Raw genomic sequence first — 19,976 nt, 5'->3', positions numbered from 1 at the left:
CTTCGCGGCTTGGCGCCGATCACGCGGCGCTTCGTCTTCAGCCATCCAGCGGATGGCCGCATGACTGACGCACCACCAGCCGGCACGGCAGTTTTCGAATGCCCGGCGCGGCGGGCTTGCCGCCGACCAGTGAAAGCAGGGTCAACCCGGCCTCGCGCCCGAGTGCGACCAGGTTCATGTCGACAGAGGTCAGCGGCGGGCGCGTCGCCTCGGCCACGATCTCCCAATTGTCGAAACCGATAACGCCGACATCGCCGGGAACGCTCAAGCCACGCTCGCGCAAGGCATCGATGACGCCGCGCGCGATCTGGTCGTTGCCGCAGAAGACGGCATCCGGCCTCTCGCTCTTGCCGTCGAACAGGTGCGCCACCGCCTCGTGACCCCAGGCTTCCGACCAGGAGCCGAGCAGCGGCTCGGTGACCGGCAGGCCGTTTTCGATCAGCACGTCGCGGTAAGCCTGGGCGCGGGCATGCACCACGGCGAAGCTCGCCGGTCCGGTGACATGGGCGATGTGCTTGCGACCCAGCCGACAGAAATGCTCGATCGCCAGCCGGGCACCTTCGGCGTCGTCCGAGACGAAGGCGATGGCGTCGGGATCGGGCTGCGTGAAGGCATAGATGACCGGAACGCGCAGATTGGAGAGGTCGACAGGCAGATGGCGGTCGATGCGCTTGCCGGTGGCGATGATGCCGTCGACGCGCTTGTCGAGCATGGCGTCGACATGCATCTGGCCAAGGCGCGGATCTTCCTCGACATTGCACAGGAACACCGAGACGCCATTGTCGACCAGCGCGTCCGAAATGCCCGACATCAGCGGCAGCGAGAAACGGCCATAAGTATCGTTGGTGAGCAGGCCGACGGTGAAGCTGCGCCGCCTGAGCAGGCTCTGCGCCAGGCTGTTGGGCCGAAAGCCGAGACGCCGGGCCGTCTCGCGGATGCGTTCGCGCGTCTCGGCCGTCATGCGCCCCTGGTCGTTGAGCGCCTTCGAGGCGGTCGCGACGCTGACGCGGGCCTGCGCGGCCACGTCACGCAAGGTGACTGGCTTGGAAAAGACCGGGACAGGCAGATCGTCCGATGGCATCGCGCCGAAAATCCTCAGTTGGGAAAAGGTTTTCTCTTAAGGTCCGAAAAAAGACCCGGCACATGGCCAAGCCTGATCGGAACTGTTTGAAAAAACCTTTTCTCAAGTCAAGGCTAGGCCAGATCGGGAGGTCGTTCAAGGGGAAAAGTGGGTTGGAGCTCCGTGGGTGGAGAGAAAGGTCAGAGATAGCAAGGCTTGGGTTCCTCGCCCCCGCAAAGCGGGGGCGAGTAGCCACCGATTGTCAGCGAAGTGTTAATCGCTTGCGCGCCATGGTGGTCTCCCGCCAAGACAGCAGAGCCCCGCCATGTCCGATACGCCCTACAGTCCGAAAGGCCCGGCGCGGCCTCGCGCCGGCGTGACGGCGGCCATGCAAGGCGCCGACGAACGCCGCCGTAACGCGGCCACCATCGCCCGGCTCAAGGCGGAGCTCGCGGCGCAGGCGGCACTGATCGCCAGCCAGGAACTTTCGCTGGCGCACAGCCGCAAGATTTTCGACCGCGCCTCGGTCGCCGCGCGGCTCGGCGTTTGGGAATGCAGCCTGCCCGGCGAGCAGCTGGCATGGACCGATGTGGTCTATGATCTGTTCGACCTGCCGCGCGGCTCGGCGCTCGATCGCTCGGAGATCGTCAAGTGCTACCCGGCGGAGTCGCGCAAGGCGCTGGACACGTTGCGCGGCCGCGCGATCGCCGAGCGCAGCGGCTTCAATCTCGATGCCGAGATCACCACTTTCGCCGGCCGCAGCCGCTGGATCCGCATCACCGCGACCGTCGAGTGCGAGGAGGGCGTTCCCGTGCGCATCTTCGGCATGAAGCAGGACATCACCGAAGAGAAGATCCTGTCGGACCGGATGCGCTATCTCGCCGAATATGACGTCATGACGGGGCTTGCCAATCGCGGCCGGTTCCAAGCGCGGCTTGCGCTTGCCGACGAGGGCCGCCCGCTCGGCGCGCTGCTTCTGGTCGACCTCGACGGCTTCAAGGCCGTCAACGATACGTTCGGCCATGTCGTCGGCGACGAATGCCTGAAGGAAGCGGCAAAGCGGCTTGCCGCCGGCTGCGGCGAGGCCGATTTGGTGGCCCGCGTCGGCGGCGACGAGTTCGCGGTGCTGGTTGGGCCGCATCTCGATCGTGGCGCGGTCTCGGGTCTGGCGCGCCGCATCATCGAGGCGATGGGCAAGCCGGTCGCCGCCTGTGGCCAGTCGCTCGGGCTCGGCGCCTCGGTCGGCATCGCCTTCGCTGAAGCGGGCGCGCACTGCGATCTGTTCGCGCAGGCCGACACCGCGCTCTATGCCGCCAAGGCGGCAGGGCGCAACACGTTCCGCATCTTCAAGGCGCAAGCCGGCGTGAGAGGCCGCAGCGCCGCGGCGTGAGATCTGGCGGCTGTTTGTTCTACAGCCCTCGCCGACCTGGCCCGCACATCTTCCACAGTCGGTGGCGCCCATTTGCATTTGGCATGCAGGGCGCTCGCGAAAAGAGTGCTATGGAAGGGACATGAGCGTCCTTGCTCCGCTCTTCCCGACATTCGAGGTCATTTTCGTGCGTGAACCGTCGCTGCTGCCCGTCTTTGGAAAACTTGGCCTCAAGGCGCCTGTCGCCCTGGTGGCGCCGGCGTCGTCGGCGGGTGTCGTGTCGCGCCTGCGGGAGCTGGTGGCCGCGCATGGCGGCATGATGCTGAAGCTGTCGGTCATCGCCTGGACGGTGCTGATCCTGGGCGCCGTGTTTTTCATGATGCAGGGCTGACCGGCATGGCCAACCGCTACACGCTGCGCATGCAGATCCCCCAGAGCTGGAGCATCATCGACGTCTTCACCGGCCAGCCTGCCGTGGTCCGGCAAAAGGTGATGGTCGGGATGGGTCCGCGTGAGGCCGAGGACATGGTCGTGCAGATGAATGTCCGCGACGTCAAACGCCGCGAGCGGGCCGAGCGCAAGGCCTGATCCGTACCGGCCGCCGGCAGAAGCCTGCCGCACCGCAAATCAAGGGATTCCCGTGAGAGCCAGCCTGAAGCAGAAGATACTGGAGGTCTGCGACCGCAAGATCTCCGAGAAGGGGGCCGGCGTCGGCGTGTCGTTCTACGCGTTTTTCGCCAACAGGAACGACGACCCCGAACTCCTGATGGAAGCCGCCGAATGGTGGATCAGAACGCACCGCCTCGACCATTTTGAAAAGGCTGCGAAGATACGCGCGATGGTCGAGGAGATGGATCTTTAATCTTTGTTTTGAGCGACATGCATTGGGCTGATCAGCCGAAATCGGCTGCCGTCAGCACATACATGCTCTTGTGGGTGCGGTCGTAGGCCTTTGCCGCCACTTCGCGGATGGCGCTGCTCTCGGTGTCGAATGTCTGGAGGTAGCCGGCTTCATCGGCCGCGGTTCCCGGCCGCATCTTGGCCATGGCGTCGGCTGCGACGGAGAACGAGATCTGGAACATGCCGTCATGGCCGACGAAACGGATGCGCTTGCCGGCTTCGTCATAGCTGCGGCTGCGGTTGGGGAAGGTGAGGCTCATGTCTTGACCTCCGTGGCGGCGGCCTTCTTGGTCACCCGCTTCTTCTTCGGCGTCGGGTTCAGGGCTTCAGCGACGCGGTCGGCCTCTTCCTTGGCCAGCCGCAGCTCCCTCAGCCTTGCCGTCTTGATCTCCCGGGCCCTTGCCTCGGACATGTATTCGGCGGTTGCCTTGTTTTTCTCCGCCGTCTTTTTCTGCTTGTCGACAAAGCGGGCTTCAGCTTTTTCCATGATCGTCTGATTGCCTTCGGCCATCGAAGAAATCTCCCTTGTGCCTGAAATCGTGAAAGTGAACTTGTCCGATAAATAGGCACTCGATCGGCAAAATTCAATCTTTTGAATTATTTGACACTCTGCGGATAGCACGAAACGGCTGGCCGAAATAATACTTTTGAATATTTAATCTGGCCCGCGAATAATTTTTGGCACTCCTATCTATCGAGTGCCAACGCGTCTATAAAGGACGGGCGTGGCCGCCTGTGCCGGCCCCAGAAAGAAGTTCCCATGAAATTTCGGCCACTCCACGACCGCGTCGTCATTCGTCGCGCTGAAGGCGATATCAAATCCAAGGGCGGCATCATCATTCCCGACAATGCCAAGGAAAAGCCGCAGGAAGGCGAAGTCATCGCCGTCGGCCCGGGTGCACGCGACGAAAACGGCGCGCTGATTGCACTCGACGTCAAGGCCGGTGACTTCATCCTGTTCGGCAAATGGTCGGGCACCGAGGTCAAGATCGACGGCGAGGACCTTCTGATCATGAAGGAAGCCGACATCATGGGCGTTATCGACAAAACCGGCGTCGAGAAGACCGTGCCTGCCAAGAAGGCCGCCTGATTGGAGCGCTGCGTGTCCTTCGGGATGCGCAAGGGACACTCCGGGCTTTGATCATGGAGGGCAGGGCTCTGCCTTCCTCAACCGAACTGGATAAAAAATCATGTCTGCCAAGGAAATCAAATTCTCCACCGATGCGCGCGACCGCATGCTGCGCGGCGTCGAGATCCTCACCAATGCGGTGAAGGTCACGCTCGGCCCCAAGGGCCGCAACGTCATCATCGACAAGGCCTATGGCGCGCCGCGCATCACCAAGGACGGCGTCACCGTCGCCAAGGAAATCGAGCTTGCCGACAAGTTTGAGAACATGGGCGCGCAGATGGTACGCGAAGTCGCCTCGAAGACCAACGACCTGGCCGGCGACGGCACCACCACCGCAACCGTGCTGGCCGCTTCGATCCTGCGCGAAGGCGCCAAGCTGGTCGCCGCCGGCATGAACCCGATGGACCTCAAGCGCGGCATCGACCAGGCGGTTTCCGCCGTGGTCAAGGAAATCCAGGCGCGCGCCAAGAAGGTCAAGTCATCGGCCGAGATCGCACAGGTCGGCACCATCGCCGCCAATGGCGATGCCAGCGTCGGCGAGATGATCGCCAAGGCGATGGACAAGGTCGGCAATGACGGCGTCATCACCGTCGAGGAAGCCAAGACCGCCGAGACCGAGCTCGACGTCGTCGAAGGCATGCAGTTCGACCGCGGCTATCTCAGCCCCTATTTCGTCACCAATGCCGACAAGATGCGCGTCGAGCTGGAAGAGCCCTACATCCTCATCCACGAGAAGAAGCTCGGCAATCTGCAGGCAATGCTGCCGATCCTCGAGGCGGTGGTGCAGAGCGGCAGGCCGCTGCTGATCATCTCCGAGGATGTCGAGGGCGAGGCTCTGGCGACGCTGGTCGTCAACAAGCTGCGCGGCGGCCTCAAGGTCGCGGCCGTCAAGGCGCCGGGCTTCGGTGACCGTCGCAAGGCGATGCTGGAAGACATCGCGGTGCTGACATCAGGCCAGATGATCTCCGAGGACCTCGGCATCAAGCTCGAAAACGTCACCATCGAGATGCTGGGCCGCGCCAAGCGTGTGCTGATCGAGAAGGACACCACCACGATCATCGACGGCGCCGGCACCAAGGCGACGATCCAGGCGCGCGTCGCCCAAATCAAGGGCCAGATCGAGGAGACGACCTCCGACTACGACAAGGAAAAGCTGCAGGAGCGGCTGGCCAAGCTCTCCGGCGGCGTTGCCGTCATCCGCGTCGGCGGCGTCACAGAGTCGGAAGTCAAGGAAAAGAAGGACCGCATCGACGACGCGCTGAACGCAACGCGCGCGGCGGTTGAAGAAGGCATCGTGCCCGGCGGCGGCGTGGCTCTGCTGCGTGCCCGCTCGGTGCTTGGCGGCCTGACCGGCGCCAATGCCGATGTCACGGCCGGCATCACGATCGTGCTTAGGGCGCTCGAAGCGCCGATCCGCCAGATCGCCGAGAATTCCGGCGTCGAAGGCTCGATCGTCGTCGGCAAGCTCACCGACAGCAAGGACCACAATCAGGGCTTCGACGCCCAGAACGAGACCTATGTCGACATGATCAAGGCGGGCATCGTCGATCCGGCGAAAGTGGTGCGCACCGCACTGCAGGATGCCGGCTCGATCGCGGCCCTGCTGATCACCGCCGAAGCGATGATCACCGACATTCCGGCCAAGGATGCAGCACCGGCAGGTGGTGGCGGCGGCGGCATGGGCGGCTACTGATCCTGATTCAGGTGAGGCCGGCCTGCAAACGCCGGTTTCCGTACCCAAAAGTACGCTCCGCTCCGGTTTTCGGAAACCACCGTTTTCGGCTCGGCCTGACCTGAATCTTCTACGCCGGTTCCAAGAGCCGGGACTACCGCCGGGGGATTTTCTCCCGGCGTGCAGGCCTCTAGCCCAGGAGACGGATCCATGATCACGTTCGTGCGGAAGCCAGAGACGGTCGTCACGACCGAAAAAACCGAGGAAAGCCGCTTCGACCGTATCCGCAGGATTGCCGCCGACAAGCACAAGAAATCCGACTCCGACACGGCAACGCCAGCGAAGAGCGAACCCAAACGCCCGATGTGAGCGCTGCGGCTCGTACGCCACTACTTTCCGCTCAACCCTCAGCACCACGTCGCGTGTCAGCGGCGCGAGTTCGATGCCGTCGGTCGCTTGCGGGTCCAGCCAGATCATCTCCTCGATTTCGGCGGCCGGCATCGGCTGGCTCTCGATCGGCTGTGCGGCAAAAGTGAGCGCGAACAATTCCGCTTCGACCGTGTAATCCGGCTCATTGGCCGCCTTAGCCGAAAACAGGCCGAGCCGGGCGGCGATGCCGGGGTCGATCACCAATCCGAGTTCCTCGCGCAATTCGCGCACCAGGGCATCGACCGGTTCCTCGTCCGGCTCGATCTTGCCGCCGGGTTGCATGAAGGCGTTGGTATCGCGCTTGCGCACCAGCAGCAATTTGCCCGACGCATCCGTGATCACAGCTGCGGCAATCCTGATCTTGCGGCTTTCGGAGGGGATGGAATTCACGCTAGTATCATCTGTGGTCGTTTGGTGCGGAGCTTGCCAGATTTTGGCAGGCGACCGAGACGAAACCGCGATTCTCGATAGGGAGACAAGTTCATGTTTGCGGCCAAGGCCATCGACACGTCGGACAAGGCCGCGTTCTACCGTGACCTCGCCACCCAGCTTAAGGCGCTGCTCGAGGGCGAGCGCGATTCGATCGCCAACGCCGCCAACACCGCAGCGTTGATCTTCCAGATGGTACCGGACCTCAACTGGGCCGGTTTCTATTTCCTGCAGTCGGACGAGGAAATGGTGCTCGGACCGTTCCAAGGCAAGCCGGCCTGCGTGCGCATCGCCGTCGGCAAGGGCGTGTGCGGAACCGCGGTCGAGCTCGGCACCTCGATGCTGATCAAGGACGTACATGATTTTCCCGGCCACATCGCCTGCGACGCCGATTCGCGCTCGGAACTGGTGGTGCTGCTCGAGGACGATGACGGCGTCTTCGGCGTGCTCGATCTCGACAGCCCGCTGCCCGCCCGCTTCGACAAGGCCGACCAGGCCGGCATCGAGACGCTGGCGGCGATCTATGCCGCGGCGAGTTCCTTCGAGGATTAGGGCATATTGATATTCAGGTGAGGCCGGCCTGACCTGAATCTCAACATGCCCTGGCCCGGTCTAGACTAGACGAACTTGACCAGCATCAGGCTGAAGCAGCCGATGAACAGGAAGGCCGAGAAGGCGAGCGCCAGCGGGCGCAGGCCGCGGGAGCGCAGCTGCGAGATGTCGGCCTGCAGACCCATGGCGGCGAGCCCCATGGTCAGCATGATGGTGGTGGCAAGCGCCATTGCCGATTTGACTTCGGCCGGCACCCCGACCAGGCTGTTCAGCACGACGACGGCGACAAAGGCGGCGACGAACCACGGCATGGGAGGCCGCGCGGCTGTCTGATCGCCGCTCTTGCGGCGCGCCATCAGGCCGAGTGCGACGACCATCGGCGCCAGCATGGCGACGCGGGTTAGCTTGGCGACGGTGGCGATCTCGCCGGACTGGGTGCCGTTCTGGAAGCCGGCGCCAATGACTTGCGCCACCTCATGGATCGAAGCGCCAGCCCACAGGCCGAAAGCGTGCTGGTCGAGGCCGAGCATGGGCGCCATAAGCGGGAAGCCGAGCATGGCGATGGTGCCGAACAAGGTGATCGAGGCGACGGCGTAGGTGACGTCCTCGTCGCGCGCATCGGTGACGATGTTGGTGGCGACGATGGCCGAGGCGCCGCAGATCGAGGTGCCGGCGGCGATCAACTGCGCCAGCTTGGCGTCGACGCCGATCAGCCGGCCGAGCATGATGGTGAAAACGAAGGTGGCGCCAAGCGTCGCCGCGACAATGCCGACGCCGCCGGCGCCGATCGACACAACTTGTCCAAGCGTCAGCTGGAATCCGAGCAGCACGATGGCGAAGCGCAGCAGTCGGCGCTGCGAAAACGCGATGCCGGCCTTGGCATGGGCGGGCGTGCCGAGCACGTTGGAGTAGATCATGCCGGCGACCACCGCGAGGATCATCGGGCTGAACAAAGCGAAGCCGGAGACGTTGCGGGCCGAGAAGGCGACGGCAGTGATCATCGCGACAAGGACGATGCCGGGGACGATGCCATTCCAGTTGAGGGATTTTCGCCCTTGCGTCAGATCGGCAGGAAACGCGCTTTTCGGAATATCGTTCGCGAAGTGGGAAACGGAAGACAATGCAATGCTCCAGACGGGTACGCTGGGAGAATGTCATTCCTACACCGATCTTTCCAACGAATTATTCTCGTTAGAACGATCGATTTTTACGAATGATTCCTCGGACGCTGGCAGTGCAAACGCCTGACGGCGTGGCGATCCTCCTATCCCTCGACGCCGGGGATCAGCAGGCAGATGTAGCGCCAGCAGATCCGGCGCGCCCGTTCCAGGTCCTCCTCTTCATATTCGCCGGCACTCTGCCAGAAGAAGCCGTCGATCAAGGCGGCGATGCCGTCGACGGTGTCGTCGACCCGGTCGGCTAGAACCAGCCGTTTGACGGCGTAGCGGATGTTGGAAACGAAGCGCGCGCCGGTCAGGTGGTAGAGATGCTTGATGCGCGGCTCGGTCTGCGCTGCGATCATGAACTGCATCCAGGTCACGGCGCGCTTGGGCACGCCGAGGTGCTGCGGTGCGAAGGAGCCATCGACGATCGCCTTCAGCCGTTGTGCGGGCGTCGGATCGGCAGGCGCCAGCTTCAGAATATCCTGGCGAAACAGGTTCGACAGGTTGCGCATGGCCAATGCCATCAGCTCTTCCTTGCTGTCGAAATAATGGTTGACCAGCCCAGCCGACATGCCGGCGCGCCGGGCGATCACCGCCATCGTGGCGCCGGACATGCCTTCCTCGCCGACGACGGCAATCGCGGCGTCGACCAGCTCGTCGCGGCGCATCGCCTTGATTGATCGTTTCGCCATTGCAATGCCTTCTCGTTTGTATATTGATTGGCCATTCAATACATTATATCGTCATTCAATCCAAGCCGGAGTTCACATGCCCAGCGTCGTCATTTCCGGGGTCAGAACGGTCGAAACCCACTGGATTCCGCTTGCCGACGGCCGCAAGCTGGCCGCCCGCCTGTTCCTGCCTGATGACGCCGAGGAAAACCCCGTTCCGGCAATCCTCGAATACATACCGTATCGCCGCCGCGACGGCACGCGCACCGGCGACGACGAGATGCATCTTTTCTTCGCCGGTCATGGCTATGCCTGTGCGCGTGTCGACATTTCCGGTGCCGGCGATTCCGACGGCCTGCTCGACGACGAGTATGTCAAACGTGAGCAGGATGACGGACTGGAGATCCTGGCGCATCTGTGCGCGCAGCCCTGGTGCACCGGCGTCGCCGGCATGATCGGCATCAGCTGGGGTGGGTTCTCAGGCCTGCAGCTGGCGGCGCGTCGACCGCCGCAGCTGAAGGCGGTCATCACGGCGTGCTCGACCGACGACCGCTATGCCTGCGACGCGCATTACAATGGCGGCCTCGTGATCAACGACAATTTCGGCTGGGGTGGGGCGCTGTTCGGCTATTCGGCACTGCCACCGGACCCGGCCGTCGTCGGCGAGGATCGCTGGCGGCAGATGTGGAGAGACCGCCTCGACGACCACAAGAACCATGCCGCCGAGTGGCTGAAGCACCAGCGCCGCGATGCGTTCTGGAAGCAGGGCTCGGTCTGCGAGGATTTCTCCGCGATCGAGTGCGCGGTGCTGGCCGTCGGCGGCTATCTCGACGGCTATACGCAGACCATCTTCAACCTGGTCGAGAATCTCGAGGCACCGGCCAAGGGCCTTTGCGGTCCCTGGGGCCACAAGGAGCCGAACAGCGGCGTGCCGGGACCGGCAATCGGCTATCTGCAGGAATGCATCCGCTGGTACGATCATTGGCTGAAGGGGATCGACAATGGCGCTGACAGCGATCCCGATATGCGCCTTTATCTGATGGACTATGCCAGGCCGCATTCGCACATCGATGTCCGGCCGGGCCGCTGGCTTGGCTTTCCGCAATGGCCGGCAAAACAGATCGGCGGCAAGGCTTATTGGCTGAACGGCGACGGCAAACTCGGCGAAACGCAGGGCGACGGGGCAGGGCCGCTGACCATTTCATCGCCGCTCACAACCGGCGTGCAGGGGCAAGAATGGTGCCCCTACGGCCAGGGCCGCATCTCGGCCGAAGGCGCGCGCGACCAGCGTGCGGACGATGGCGGCTCGCTGTGCTTCGACAGCGCGGCGATGGCGGCCGACCTGCCACTTGCCGGCATCTCGAAAATCAGGCTGCGCGTTGCGTCGGACAAACCGCAGGCGCAGATCTGCGTCAGGCTGAACGATGTGGCGCCCGACGGCACCTCGGCCTTCATCACCTTTGCGCTGCTCAATCTGGCGCACCGCGAGAGCCACGAATTTCCAACGCCGCTGACGCCGGGACAGTTCGAGGATGTCGAGCTTGACTTCAAGCCGGTGGCGCAGATCATCCCCAAAGGGCATAGGCTGCGGGTAGCCATTTCGTCCTCCTACTGGCCGATGGCCTGGCCGTCACCGGAGCGTACCATGCTGACCTTCGACCCGAAGGGCTGCCGGCTCGATCTGTCGCTCCTGGCCAGCGAGGAGGGCCTGGCGCCCGTCGCCTTCGAGGAGGCGCTGTGGGCCGAGCCGGGTCCGGTGACGGTCAAGGAGCCGGCTCGCCAGCTGCGCTCGCTGACGACAGACCTGCCGACCGAGCGCACCGAACTGACGGCGCTGTCCGACGATGGCCGCTTCGTCTTCGAGGACATCGGCACCGAGATCACCTCCTGGCGCCGCAAGATCTATGGGATATCAGACAACAACCCGACGAGCTGCGTGACGCAAGTGACCTGCCATGAGGAACTGACCCGCCCGGACTGGAACGCGCGCCTCGATTGCGAAATCACCGTCAGCTGCGACCGCGACAGTTTCCACATCAGCGGCTGGCTCAAGGCCTATGAGCGGGGAACGATCTTCGCCGAACGGACTTACGACGAGGTCATTCCACGCGACTGCCTATAATCAACAAACGTGCAGCCAACAAAAAGGGGAACAAAAATGCGCATGAAACTCGACCGCAGAACATTCCTGGCCGGCTCGTCGGCACTGGCGATCCTGCCCTATATCGGCTTTGCGCGGGCGGCCGACAGAACCAACCCGATCATCGCGCTCGATGCCGACATCGGCAATCTCGATCCGGGCAACCGCGTCGGCACCACCGAAGGCAACATCATCCGCTCGGTCTGCCAGACCCTGGTGCGCTTCGAGCCGGGCAAGACCAGCTGGACGAATGACGCGGCCAAGGAGATCAAGCAGATCTCCGACACCGAGTTCGACTTCGAGCTCAACCCCGGCCAGATGTTCACCGGCGATTTCGGCGAGATGACCGCCGACGACGTCAAATACTCGTTCGACCGCTACATCAACGGCGACAAGAGCGGCAAGAAGCTCGCCTATGCCGACGACATGGAAGCGCTGAAATCGGTCGAGGTGACCGGCAAATACACCGGCAAGCTGATCCTCAAGCATCCATCGGCGGCGCTCTGGCTGATCGGCATCTGTGATGCGTCAGGCGCGATCCTGTCGAAGAAGGCCGTCGAACAACTGGGCGACAAGATCGCCACGACGCTGATCGGATCCGGCCCGATGGTGCTCAAGGAATGGCGCCCGAAGGAGCAGTTCGTGCTCGCCGCCAATCCCGACTACAAGGGACCCTACAAGGCGCATTTCGAGGAGATCACCGGCAAGATCATCCCCGAGCACAAGACCTCCTTCCTGTCCTATCAAGCCAAGGAACTCGACTTCACCGCTTTCGATGCCGACCAGCTCGACACCGCCAAAGGCCTGCCGGACACCAAGGTTATCGACATTCCCGGCATCGACTACACCTGGATCGGCATCAACGTCGAAAAGGGCGATCTTGCCGACCTCAAGGTGCGCCAGGCGATCCGCTTCGCGATCGATGTCGATGCCATCATCCAGGGCGCCTATTCCGGCGCCACCTCGCGCGCCAAGACGCTGCTAGCGCCCGGCCTGCTCGGCAATTGGGCCGACGCGCCGCTCTACACCAGGGACGTCGCCAAGGCGCGGGCGCTGCTCACTGAATCCGGCAAGGCGGGGCTGACCTTCACCTTCACCTGCCTCAACGACGCGACCTCGCTGGCGGTCGCGCAGATCGCCCAGGCCAATCTCGCCGAGGTCGGCATCACGCTCACCATCAACGCGATGGATTCCGGTGCCTACTGGGCGCTCGGCGCCGACGATGCCAGCAAGGATCTCGAACTGACGCTCATCCCCTACACGTCGAAATTCGACCCGAGCTTCCAGACGCAATGGTTCCTCGCCAGCCAGATCGGCCTGTGGAACTGGCAGCGCTGGAACAGTCCCGAATTCGACAAGCTCCACCAGGAAGGGCTGGAGACGCTGGACAAGGCCAAGCGCGAGGCGATCTATATCAACATGCAGAAGCTGCTCGATGAATCGGCCTCCTGCATCTGGATCACGCATGGCCGCAACTTCTTCGTCGACGCGGCCTGGCTGAAGCCGATGTTCCTGCCCAATGGCAAGGACTGGCAGTTCGAGTTCTTCGACAAGGCGTGAGGTCAAACCGGTGGACCTGGGAGGGGTGGTTGACCAGATGACCAGATGTGGCGGGCCGGACCCGGAGCGTTCATGACCAGGTCGCAACGGACCGCTGCTTTCATCGCCAGCCGTCTGGCGTCGGTGGTGCTGACCATCGCCGGCGCCACGCTGCTGCTGTTCCTGATGGTGCGCCTGGTGCCGGGGGATTTCACCTCGGTGATGCTCGGCCCGCGAGCGACGCCGGAGCTGCGCGCCCAGATCACCCATGACATGGGTCTCGACCGCAGCATGGTCGAGCAGCTCTGGTTGTTCGCCAGCCGTGCCGCAACCGGCAATTTCGGCGAGGATGTCGTTTCGCACCGGCCGATCCTCGACATCGTGCTCGATGTCATTCCCAACACGCTGGCGCTTGCCTTCAGTGCCCTGGCGCTGGCTCTGGTTGTGGGCATTCCGATCGGCGTCATCGCTGCACTGAAACCGGGCTCTTGGCTCGACAGCGGCCTGGCGTTGCTGTCGATCTCCTTCATCACAACGCCGACCCTGGTGGTCTCGGTGATCCTGTTCCTGATCTTCGCCATCGGCCTGCACTGGCTGCCGGTGGCGGGCGCCGGCAACCCCGGTGACATCATGGACCGGCTGCGGCATCTGATCTTGCCCAGCGTGGCGCTGGCGCTCGGCTGGGTCGGCTATATCTCGCGGCTTGTGCGCGCCGCACTGCTCGACACGCTGGCCGAACTGCATGTGCGCACGCTGCGCGCCTATGGCGTTTCCGAATACCGCATCGTCGGCCTCTACGCGCTGAAGCTCGCGCTGGTGCCTGTCGTATCCATCCTCGGCATCGGGCTCGGCGACTTGATCGGCAGTTCGGTCGTCGTCGAGATCATCTTCGCCCGCTCCGGCATCGGCAGCCTGATCTTCAATTCGATCGCCCAGCGCAACTACCCCGTCGTGCAGGCTTGTGTGGTGTTCATCGTCGCCTTCTACATCGTCGCCAATCTGGTGGTCGACATGATCAACGCGCTGCTCGACCCGCGCATTGCGGCGGGCCGCGGATGAGCGGACTGGTCGCGACGCTCAAACGCATCTGTTCGGAACGCGACGGCCGGCTTGGGCTGGCCTTCACGTGTCTCATCCTGGTGTTCGCGCTGGTTGGCCCGTTGGTCAGCCCCGACCCGAACGCCATCGACATCAAGGCCCGCTTCGCGCCGCCGGGCGTGACGCATCTTCTGGGCACCGACAATCTCGGCCGCGACCTGGTGGCGCGCACCTCGGTCGGCACGAGCTATGCGCTGACGCTGGCGGTGATGATCGTCGTCATCTCGTCGGTCATCGGCTCGCTGATCGGCATTGTCGCTGGCATCGCCGGGGGCTGGGTCGACCGGGCGGTGACGGCGGTGTTCGACATCGTCAACGCTTTCCCGCCGCTCATCCTCGCCTTCGCGCTGATCGCGCTCTACGGCAAGGGCTCGGCCACCTTCGTGCTTCTGGTCACCGTCGTCTTCATTCCGCAATTCGGCCGCATGGCGCGCGCCCGCGCCCAGACCTTGCGCACGCTGAGCTTCATCGAGGCCGAGCGAATGCTGGCCGTCCATCCCGTCACCATCGTGGTCAGGCACTACCTGCCCAATGTCGCCGGCCCGATCATCGTGCTGGCCAGCATGAACCTGCCTGTGGTGATCGCCTTCGAAGCTTCGCTCTCCTTCCTCGGCTTTGGCGTGCAACCGCCGAAATCGTCGCTCGGCACGCTGATCAAGGACGGCTTCATCTCGATCAACCAATCCTGGTGGCCAACCGTTGCGGCGGCGCTGGTGCTGGCGATCGCCACGCTCGGCGCCACCCTGCTCGGCGAAGCGCTGCGGCGCGTCATCGACCCGAAGTCGGCGGGGGTGCGCTGATGGCGATTTCGCTGCGCAACCTGTCGGTCGACTACAGCCTGCCGCAAGGCACCGCGCATGCGCTGCGTGGCGTGTCTCTCGACATCCAGAAAGGCGAACTGCTCGGGCTGGTCGGCGAATCCGGCAGCGGAAAATCGACCGTCGCCTTCGCGCTGATGGGCCTGCTCGCCAACAATGCCAAGGTCACCTCCGGTACGGCGACGATCGACGGCAAAAGCTTCGACCTGACCAGGCGCAACGCGACGGCCTCCTTGCGCGGCCGCGGCATGGCGATGATCTTCCAGGACCCGATGCTGTCGCTCAATCCAGTGTTCACCATCGGCACGCAGCTGTGCGAAGTGCTGCGCCGGCGCTCACCCGGCAGCGACCGCAAAGCCCGGGTCGGGATGGCCGAAGATGCGCTCGACAAGGTCAAGCTCAGCAACCCGCGGCGGCGGATGAACCAGTATCCGCATGAACTGTCCGGCGGCATGCGCCAGCGCGTCGTGATCGCCATGGCGTTGCTGTCCGAACCGGCGCTGCTGATCGCCGACGAGCCGACGACGGCGCTCGATGTCACCGTCGAGGCGCAGATAATGCGTGAGATCATCGGCCTGCGCGACCGCATCGGCTGCGCGGTGCTTTTGATCACCCACAGCCTCGGCCTGGTCACCGAATATTGCGACAGGCTTTCGGTGCTCTATGCCGGCGAAAGACTGGAAAGCGGCACAGTGAGGCAAGTGCAGCGCCAGCCCGGCCATCCCTATACGCGCATGCTGTTCGACTGCGAGGTGCCGATCGACCGCGAGCGCCAAGCCGATGCCTCGGAGAACCGCTTCACGGTGATATCAGGCGACCTGCCGGACCCGCGCCGGCGGCCGCCCGGCTGCATCTTCAACGGACGCTGCGATGTTTCCTTCGACGATTGCGCCGTTATCAACCCCGGCGATTATCGGGTCGGCAACGAGGCCGAGCACAGGGCCCGCTGCCTTCGGTTGGCGACGCCATGACCGACGCGATCTCGATCAGCAATGCGCAACTGCGCTTTGGCGAGACCGCCGCGCTCGACGGCGTGTCGCTGGCCATCCCGCAAGGCACATGTTTCGGCATCGTCGGCGAATCCGGCTCCGGCAAGACGACGCTGATGCGCGCCGTTCTCGGCCTGCAGAAGCTTGACCAGGGCGAGATCCGCATTCTCGGCAATCCGCTGGTGCACAGCCGAGCGGCGCTCAAGCAACGCGCCAGTTTCATCCAGCCGATCTTCCAGGATCCGGCTGCATCGCTGTCGCCGCGCAGCCGCATTCGCACGCTGATGAACGAGGTCGGCACGGTGCTGAGGGAACCGCATGGCGCAATGCATGAACGGCTGGGCGTCATCCTGAACCGGCTTGGCCTGCCGCCAGGTGTCATCGACAAATACCCGCACGAGATCAGCGGCGGCCAGGCGCGGCGCGTGGCGATCGCGCGGGCGTTGCTGATGAAGCCGTCGATCCTGATTGCCGATGAGCCCACCGCCGGTCTCGACGTCTCCGTGCAGGGCGACCTGCTCAATCTGCTGCAGGACATCAGGCGGTCGGACAACATCACGCTGGTGGTCATCAGCCACAATCTGGCGATCGTGCGCCTGATTGCCGAAAACGCCGTCGTCATGCGCGCCGGCAAGGTGGTCGAAGGCGGCGAAGCGGGATCGCTGTTCAAGTCGCCCCGGGAAGCCTACACGCGCGAATTGCTGGCCGCGTGGCCTGGTGTCACGCAGTCCGGAGTGTCGGGCTGAGCGCTGGCTAGAACGGTTCGCCGTTTCACGGAAACGGCGAGCCGCTCTAATTCTTTGTTTGACGCAATTCCCAAGGGAAAGCGCTTTGCGCTTTTCCCGGGAAAACCGTTTCACACTTTTCCTGGAATTGCTCTAAAGCTGAGCTTCGATGGCCGCCTTGTCGATCACCGACCAGACGCTCCTGATCCGATCGTCGAGAAACTCGTAGAAGACATTCTCGCTGAAGGAGACTTTCCGGCCGTTGATCGGCAGGCCGAAGAAGGTTCCCTTCGGCGTGCAGTTGAACTGCAGGCGGCTGGCTATGAAGGGCGGTTCGGCGATCAGCAGCTGGATGTCGAAATAGAGGTCCGGGATTTCCCGAAAATCGCGCTCCAGCATTTCTTGGTAACCCGACAGCCCGACGCGGTCGCCATTGTAGTGCACCTCGTCATGAACGAAGCGATGCAGCTTCTGCCAGTCCTGATTGTTGAGGCAGGCGATGTAGCCTCGATAGAGGTCGGTCACGGTCACGGCGATGGCTCCGGTGCTGGGTCGAGCAAAAAGATAGAACGACTGCGGGTGCAGTCCAGATGCGACATCGCCGCCAGCCGATTCCTAGAACACGCCGCGATCGTTGCTGCGCTGGTCGTCTTCCACCAGATGCGGCTGATAGATTCCCGCTCGCGCCGTTCGCCGCCAGGGCCGGGCCGGGTCTGCCGGATTGTTGTCGATATCGGCGACGGCAATCGCGGCGGTTCCATCGGCTGGACATTGCGCCGCCCAGCGGCCACCGGGGGCAACGATCCCCGAAGGCGCGGTCAGGCTGTGTTGCGCGGGGAGAGAGAAACTCGCCCAGTAATTGTTGCTTGCCGCGTGTCCCTGCATCTCGACGGCGAAGGCCGGACCATCGGCGGCAGTGATTGTCGAGAACAGGACGCAGTCGACATCTAGCCTCTCATAGTCGATGAAAATCTCGGGAAAGTGCGCTTCCATGCCGAGCGTGCAGCCGAAGCGGAGCCCGTCGACCTCGAACGTCATGGGGATCGAACCCGGCGTGTACATGAAGGAGATCTTGGTGTTCGACAGCATGCGCTCGTCATAGCGCGTCACCAGCTCGCCGCGATCGGAGACAACATAGAGGCTGTTGTGCGGCCGGCGCGGCTCAATGAGCCGATGCACCGAACCGAAGACGGTCCACAGCCCAAGTTCGCGCGCAAGTGCTGTCGTCGCCTCCAGTTCCTCGCGCAGGACCGTCCATTCGAACCGGCTCCAATCGGCCGGCCCGATATTTTCGCGGCCGCTGGCCGACATGATGCGCTTGTTCGGGGAGCAGGTCGCGCCCTCGGGAAAGTGCAGCAGTCTGGCGCCCGCCTGCCGGGCCTCCTGCATCAGGCGTCGCATCTCCAGCCCGCTGTCGCGCAGCTTGCCGATGTCGTGCGGGTCGTCATGGACGGTGCTTTGTGCCACGGCCAATCGCACCGATCTCACTTCGGGCGCCGGATCATCCGGCGCACCGCGGTGAAAATGCCTGAGAGCAGCCGTATAGGACTCGCCTGTCCTGGCAGCGCGAGCCCGCACACGACGTTTGAAATTTGTATTTTGCGTCATTGTCATGGCCTTTCACGTCCCGGATGGCGTTCCCCAGCAACCACATCCGAAACGGTCGGACCAAGACAGCGGCCTGAGACTGGAAAGCCCCTTTGCCTCCGTTGAAAGGCCGTGCTGGGGACGGTCCCTGGAGGTTCGGCGCAGGCCACGCCGTGGAGAATGATGCCGATGCTGTCCTGCTTCGTCAACCGGACAGGCAACCGATGCTGACCGGTCGAAAGGCTCACACCTAATCCCGGTAGCGCAGCGCGTCGACCAGTAGCGAGAAGGCAGGCGTCGCCTGCCGGCGGCTGGGGTAATAGAGGTGGTAGCCGGGGAAGGGGGGGCACCAGTCGGCAAGCACCCGCACCAGTTCGCCGCCGGCAAGCCGCGTGCGCGCCTGGTCGTCGGGCAGATAGGCGAGCCCCAATCCGGCGAGCACGGCATTCATGCGCAACGCGGCTGTGTTGAACACCAGCTGGCCTTCGACCCGCACCTTCAATTCGCGCCCCGCCTTCTCGAACTCCCAGGCATAGAGCCCGCCATAGGTCGGCAGCCGCAGATTGATGCAATTGTGGGCGGTCAGGTCCTGCGGCACGCGCGGCTTCGACCGCGTGGCGAAATAGGCCGGCGACCCGACCACCGCCATGCGCATGTCGGGGCCGATGCGCACCGCGATCATGTCGCGTGCCACCTGTTCGCCCAGCCGCACGCCGGCGTCGAAACGCTCGGCGACAATGTCGGTCAGGCTGTAGTCGACGATGATCTCGACCTTGATGTCGGGATAGTCGGGCAGGAATTTCGCCAGGGCAGGCCAGAGGATCGCATCGGCGGCGTGCTCGCCGGCGGTGATGCGGATGGTGCCGGCGGGTTTTTCGCGCAAGGCGCTGAGCGCGGCGAGCTCAGTCTCGATCTCGTCGAGCCTCGGCCCGACGGTGCGCAGCAGCCGCTCGCCGGCTTCGGTCGGCGAGACGCTGCGCGTGGTGCGGGTCAGAAGCCTGACGCCCAGCCGTTCCTCCAGCGCCCGCACCGTATGGCTGAGCGCCGATTGGGAAACGCCGAGCTTGGCCGCCGCCCTGGTGAAGCTCTCTTCGCGCGCGACGGCGAGGAAGGCGGTCAGCTCGTTCAGATTGTCTCGCGGCATTCATGAGCCCTTCTCATAAGTACATGCCGGTTATAGCAGCTAATCATGGGCAATCGCAGGCCCTAAATTGGCATCACAAGATCGGGCGGCCCAAAGCTGGGCGGCCTTGAAGCCAATGGCCGCGTCGGGCCCGGCGTGGAAAAGGAACAAAACCATGGATATCAAGCGAAGCGGCTCTCAAGCCTCCGGCAAGGGACCGGGCGACTGGTTCACCGGCACGGTGCGCATCGACCCGCTGTTCCAAGCCATCGCACCGGCCCGCGCGGCCGGCAACGCCGTCACCTTCGAGCCCGGCGCGCGCACCGCATGGCACACCCATCCGCTCGGCCAGTTGCTGATCGTCACCGCCGGCTGCGGCCGCGTGCAGCGCGAGGGCGGCCCGGTCGAGGAGATCCGGCCCGGCGACGTGGTTCGTTTCGAGCCGGACGAAAAGCACTGGCATGGCGCGGCACCCACCACCGCCATGACCCACATCGCCATCCAGGAAGCGCTCGACGGCAAGGCGGTCGACTGGATGGAGCACGTCAGCGACGCGCAGTACGGGGTTGATTGAAGCACCAGG

Annotated in this window: 23 protein-coding genes and 1 pseudogene; 15 read left to right on the top strand and 9 right to left on the bottom strand. The window is 63.8% G+C overall.

Translation table 11 applies throughout. The features are described 5' to 3' along the window. Positions 1–37: 37 nt before the first annotated feature. Entirely contained in the window at positions 38–1,081 is a 1,044-nt protein-coding gene (locus EJ076_RS27190) for a LacI family DNA-binding transcriptional regulator (RefSeq protein WP_126069931.1), read from the bottom strand. A gap of 304 nt (positions 1,082–1,385) precedes the next feature. Between EJ076_RS27190 and EJ076_RS27185 the strand changes: the two genes are divergently transcribed. The 4 genes from EJ076_RS27185 to EJ076_RS27170 all read left to right on the top strand — a co-directional run bounded on the left by EJ076_RS27185 (position 1,386) and on the right by EJ076_RS27170 (position 3,291). Further along, positions 1,386–2,450, top strand: coding sequence for a sensor domain-containing diguanylate cyclase (locus tag EJ076_RS27185; protein ID WP_126069930.1), 1,065 nt, complete (start codon positions 1,386–1,388; stop codon positions 2,448–2,450). Positions 2,451–2,571: 121 nt separating this feature from the next. After that, positions 2,572–2,820 (top strand): hypothetical protein, encoded by a 249-nt coding sequence (locus EJ076_RS27180; RefSeq protein WP_245462894.1) that lies wholly within the window; start codon positions 2,572–2,574, stop codon positions 2,818–2,820. Positions 2,821–2,825: 5 nt separating this feature from the next. Then, entirely contained in the window at positions 2,826–3,017 is a 192-nt protein-coding gene (locus tag EJ076_RS27175) for a hypothetical protein (protein ID WP_126069929.1), read from the top strand. Between the two features lie 52 nt (positions 3,018–3,069). Next, entirely contained in the window at positions 3,070–3,291 is a 222-nt protein-coding gene (locus EJ076_RS27170) for a DUF6500 family protein (RefSeq protein WP_109660331.1), read from the top strand. Positions 3,292–3,322: 31 nt separating this feature from the next. Here EJ076_RS27170 and EJ076_RS27165 read toward each other — a convergent pair whose 3' ends face one another. Beyond that, a complete protein-coding gene (locus EJ076_RS27165) occupies positions 3,323–3,589 on the bottom strand; it encodes a DUF1488 domain-containing protein (protein ID WP_056591303.1) in 267 nt (88 codons plus the stop codon). Next, positions 3,586–3,840 carry a hypothetical protein gene (locus EJ076_RS27160; RefSeq protein WP_109660335.1) on the bottom strand — a complete coding sequence of 85 codons (255 nt, stop codon included), beginning with the start codon at positions 3,838–3,840 and terminating at the stop codon, positions 3,586–3,588. The genes EJ076_RS27165 and EJ076_RS27160 overlap by 4 nt, the downstream gene beginning before the upstream one ends. Positions 3,841–4,089: 249 nt before the next feature. Between EJ076_RS27160 and EJ076_RS27155 the strand changes: the two genes are divergently transcribed. The 3 genes from EJ076_RS27155 (at position 4,090) to EJ076_RS35320 (ending at position 6,499) form a co-directional block, all read left to right on the top strand. Then, positions 4,090–4,419, top strand: a complete 330-nt coding sequence (locus EJ076_RS27155; protein WP_126069928.1) for a co-chaperone GroES — start codon at positions 4,090–4,092, stop codon at positions 4,417–4,419. Between the two features lie 100 nt (positions 4,420–4,519). Next, positions 4,520–6,151, top strand: coding sequence for a chaperonin GroEL (groL, locus tag EJ076_RS27150; RefSeq protein WP_109660339.1), 1,632 nt, complete (start codon positions 4,520–4,522; stop codon positions 6,149–6,151). Positions 6,152–6,340: 189 nt separating this feature from the next. Further along, entirely contained in the window at positions 6,341–6,499 is a 159-nt protein-coding gene (locus tag EJ076_RS35320; RefSeq protein WP_164482308.1) for a hypothetical protein, read from the top strand. A 141-nt stretch (positions 6,500–6,640) separates the two neighbouring features. Here EJ076_RS35320 and EJ076_RS36170 read toward each other — a convergent pair. Further along, positions 6,641–6,868, bottom strand: a pseudogene (locus tag EJ076_RS36170) (NUDIX domain-containing protein); the annotation flags it as partial. 174 nt (positions 6,869–7,042) lie between these two features. Between EJ076_RS36170 and EJ076_RS27140 the strand changes: the two are divergent. Further along, the gene (locus EJ076_RS27140) at positions 7,043–7,540 is read left to right on the top strand and encodes a GAF domain-containing protein (RefSeq protein WP_109660343.1); all 498 of its coding nucleotides are present in this window, start codon (positions 7,043–7,045) and stop codon (positions 7,538–7,540) included. Positions 7,541–7,605: 65 nt separating this feature from the next. Here EJ076_RS27140 and EJ076_RS27135 read toward each other — a convergent pair whose 3' ends face one another. Both EJ076_RS27135 and betI read right to left on the bottom strand, forming a co-directional pair. Beyond that, on the bottom strand, positions 7,606–8,661 hold the full coding sequence (locus tag EJ076_RS27135) for a YeiH family protein (RefSeq protein ID WP_126069927.1): 1,056 nt from the start codon (positions 8,659–8,661) through the stop codon (positions 7,606–7,608). A 143-nt stretch (positions 8,662–8,804) separates the two neighbouring features. Further along, positions 8,805–9,395: a transcriptional regulator BetI gene (gene betI / locus EJ076_RS27130; protein ID WP_126069926.1), complete on the bottom strand. Its 591-nt coding sequence runs from the start codon at positions 9,393–9,395 to the stop codon at positions 8,805–8,807. Between the two features lie 76 nt (positions 9,396–9,471). Between betI and EJ076_RS27125 the strand changes: the two genes are divergently transcribed. The 6 genes from EJ076_RS27125 to EJ076_RS27100 all read left to right on the top strand — a co-directional run bounded on the left by EJ076_RS27125 (position 9,472) and on the right by EJ076_RS27100 (position 16,704). Then, positions 9,472–11,496, top strand: a complete 2,025-nt coding sequence (locus EJ076_RS27125; RefSeq protein ID WP_164548744.1) for a CocE/NonD family hydrolase — start codon at positions 9,472–9,474, stop codon at positions 11,494–11,496. 36 nt (positions 11,497–11,532) lie between these two features. Continuing rightward, the gene (locus tag EJ076_RS27120) at positions 11,533–13,074 is read left to right on the top strand and encodes an ABC transporter substrate-binding protein (protein ID WP_126069924.1); all 1,542 of its coding nucleotides are present in this window, start codon (positions 11,533–11,535) and stop codon (positions 13,072–13,074) included. Between the two features lie 72 nt (positions 13,075–13,146). Continuing rightward, a complete protein-coding gene (locus EJ076_RS27115; protein ID WP_164548743.1) occupies positions 13,147–14,112 on the top strand; it encodes an ABC transporter permease in 966 nt (321 codons plus the stop codon). Continuing rightward, on the top strand, positions 14,109–14,951 hold the full coding sequence (locus EJ076_RS27110) for an ABC transporter permease (RefSeq protein WP_126069922.1): 843 nt from the start codon (positions 14,109–14,111) through the stop codon (positions 14,949–14,951). The genes EJ076_RS27115 and EJ076_RS27110 overlap by 4 nt, the downstream gene beginning before the upstream one ends. Beyond that, positions 14,951–15,940, top strand: coding sequence for an ABC transporter ATP-binding protein (locus EJ076_RS27105; RefSeq protein WP_126069921.1), 990 nt, complete (start codon positions 14,951–14,953; stop codon positions 15,938–15,940). The genes EJ076_RS27110 and EJ076_RS27105 overlap by 1 nt, the downstream gene beginning before the upstream one ends. Beyond that, positions 15,937–16,704: a dipeptide/oligopeptide/nickel ABC transporter ATP-binding protein gene (locus EJ076_RS27100; RefSeq protein ID WP_126069920.1), complete on the top strand. Its 768-nt coding sequence runs from the start codon at positions 15,937–15,939 to the stop codon at positions 16,702–16,704. The genes EJ076_RS27105 and EJ076_RS27100 overlap by 4 nt, the downstream gene beginning before the upstream one ends. Positions 16,705–16,836: 132 nt before the next feature. On the opposite strand, the gene EJ076_RS27095 is transcribed toward EJ076_RS27100, so the two are convergent. The 3 genes from EJ076_RS27095 to EJ076_RS27085 form a co-directional block, all read right to left on the bottom strand. Continuing rightward, a complete protein-coding gene (locus EJ076_RS27095) occupies positions 16,837–17,214 on the bottom strand; it encodes an ester cyclase (RefSeq protein WP_164548742.1) in 378 nt (125 codons plus the stop codon). Positions 17,215–17,298: 84 nt separating this feature from the next. Then, positions 17,299–18,291 carry a carbon-nitrogen hydrolase family protein gene (locus EJ076_RS27090; protein WP_126069918.1) on the bottom strand — a complete coding sequence of 331 codons (993 nt, stop codon included), beginning with the start codon at positions 18,289–18,291 and terminating at the stop codon, positions 17,299–17,301. 229 nt (positions 18,292–18,520) lie between these two features. Beyond that, on the bottom strand, positions 18,521–19,414 hold the full coding sequence (locus EJ076_RS27085) for a LysR family transcriptional regulator (protein ID WP_126069917.1): 894 nt from the start codon (positions 19,412–19,414) through the stop codon (positions 18,521–18,523). Between the two features lie 154 nt (positions 19,415–19,568). Here EJ076_RS27085 and EJ076_RS27080 point away from each other — a divergent pair, with 154 nt between their 5' ends. After that, positions 19,569–19,967 (top strand): cupin domain-containing protein, encoded by a 399-nt coding sequence (locus tag EJ076_RS27080; protein WP_126069916.1) that lies wholly within the window; start codon positions 19,569–19,571, stop codon positions 19,965–19,967. The last annotated feature ends 9 nt before the right edge of the window (positions 19,968–19,976 follow it).

Source organism: Mesorhizobium sp. M7D.F.Ca.US.005.01.1.1 (genome assembly GCF_003952545.1).
GTDB classification, from domain to species: domain Bacteria; phylum Pseudomonadota; class Alphaproteobacteria; order Rhizobiales; family Rhizobiaceae; genus Mesorhizobium; species Mesorhizobium loti.
This window is presented reverse-complemented; position numbering and strand designations above follow the sequence as displayed.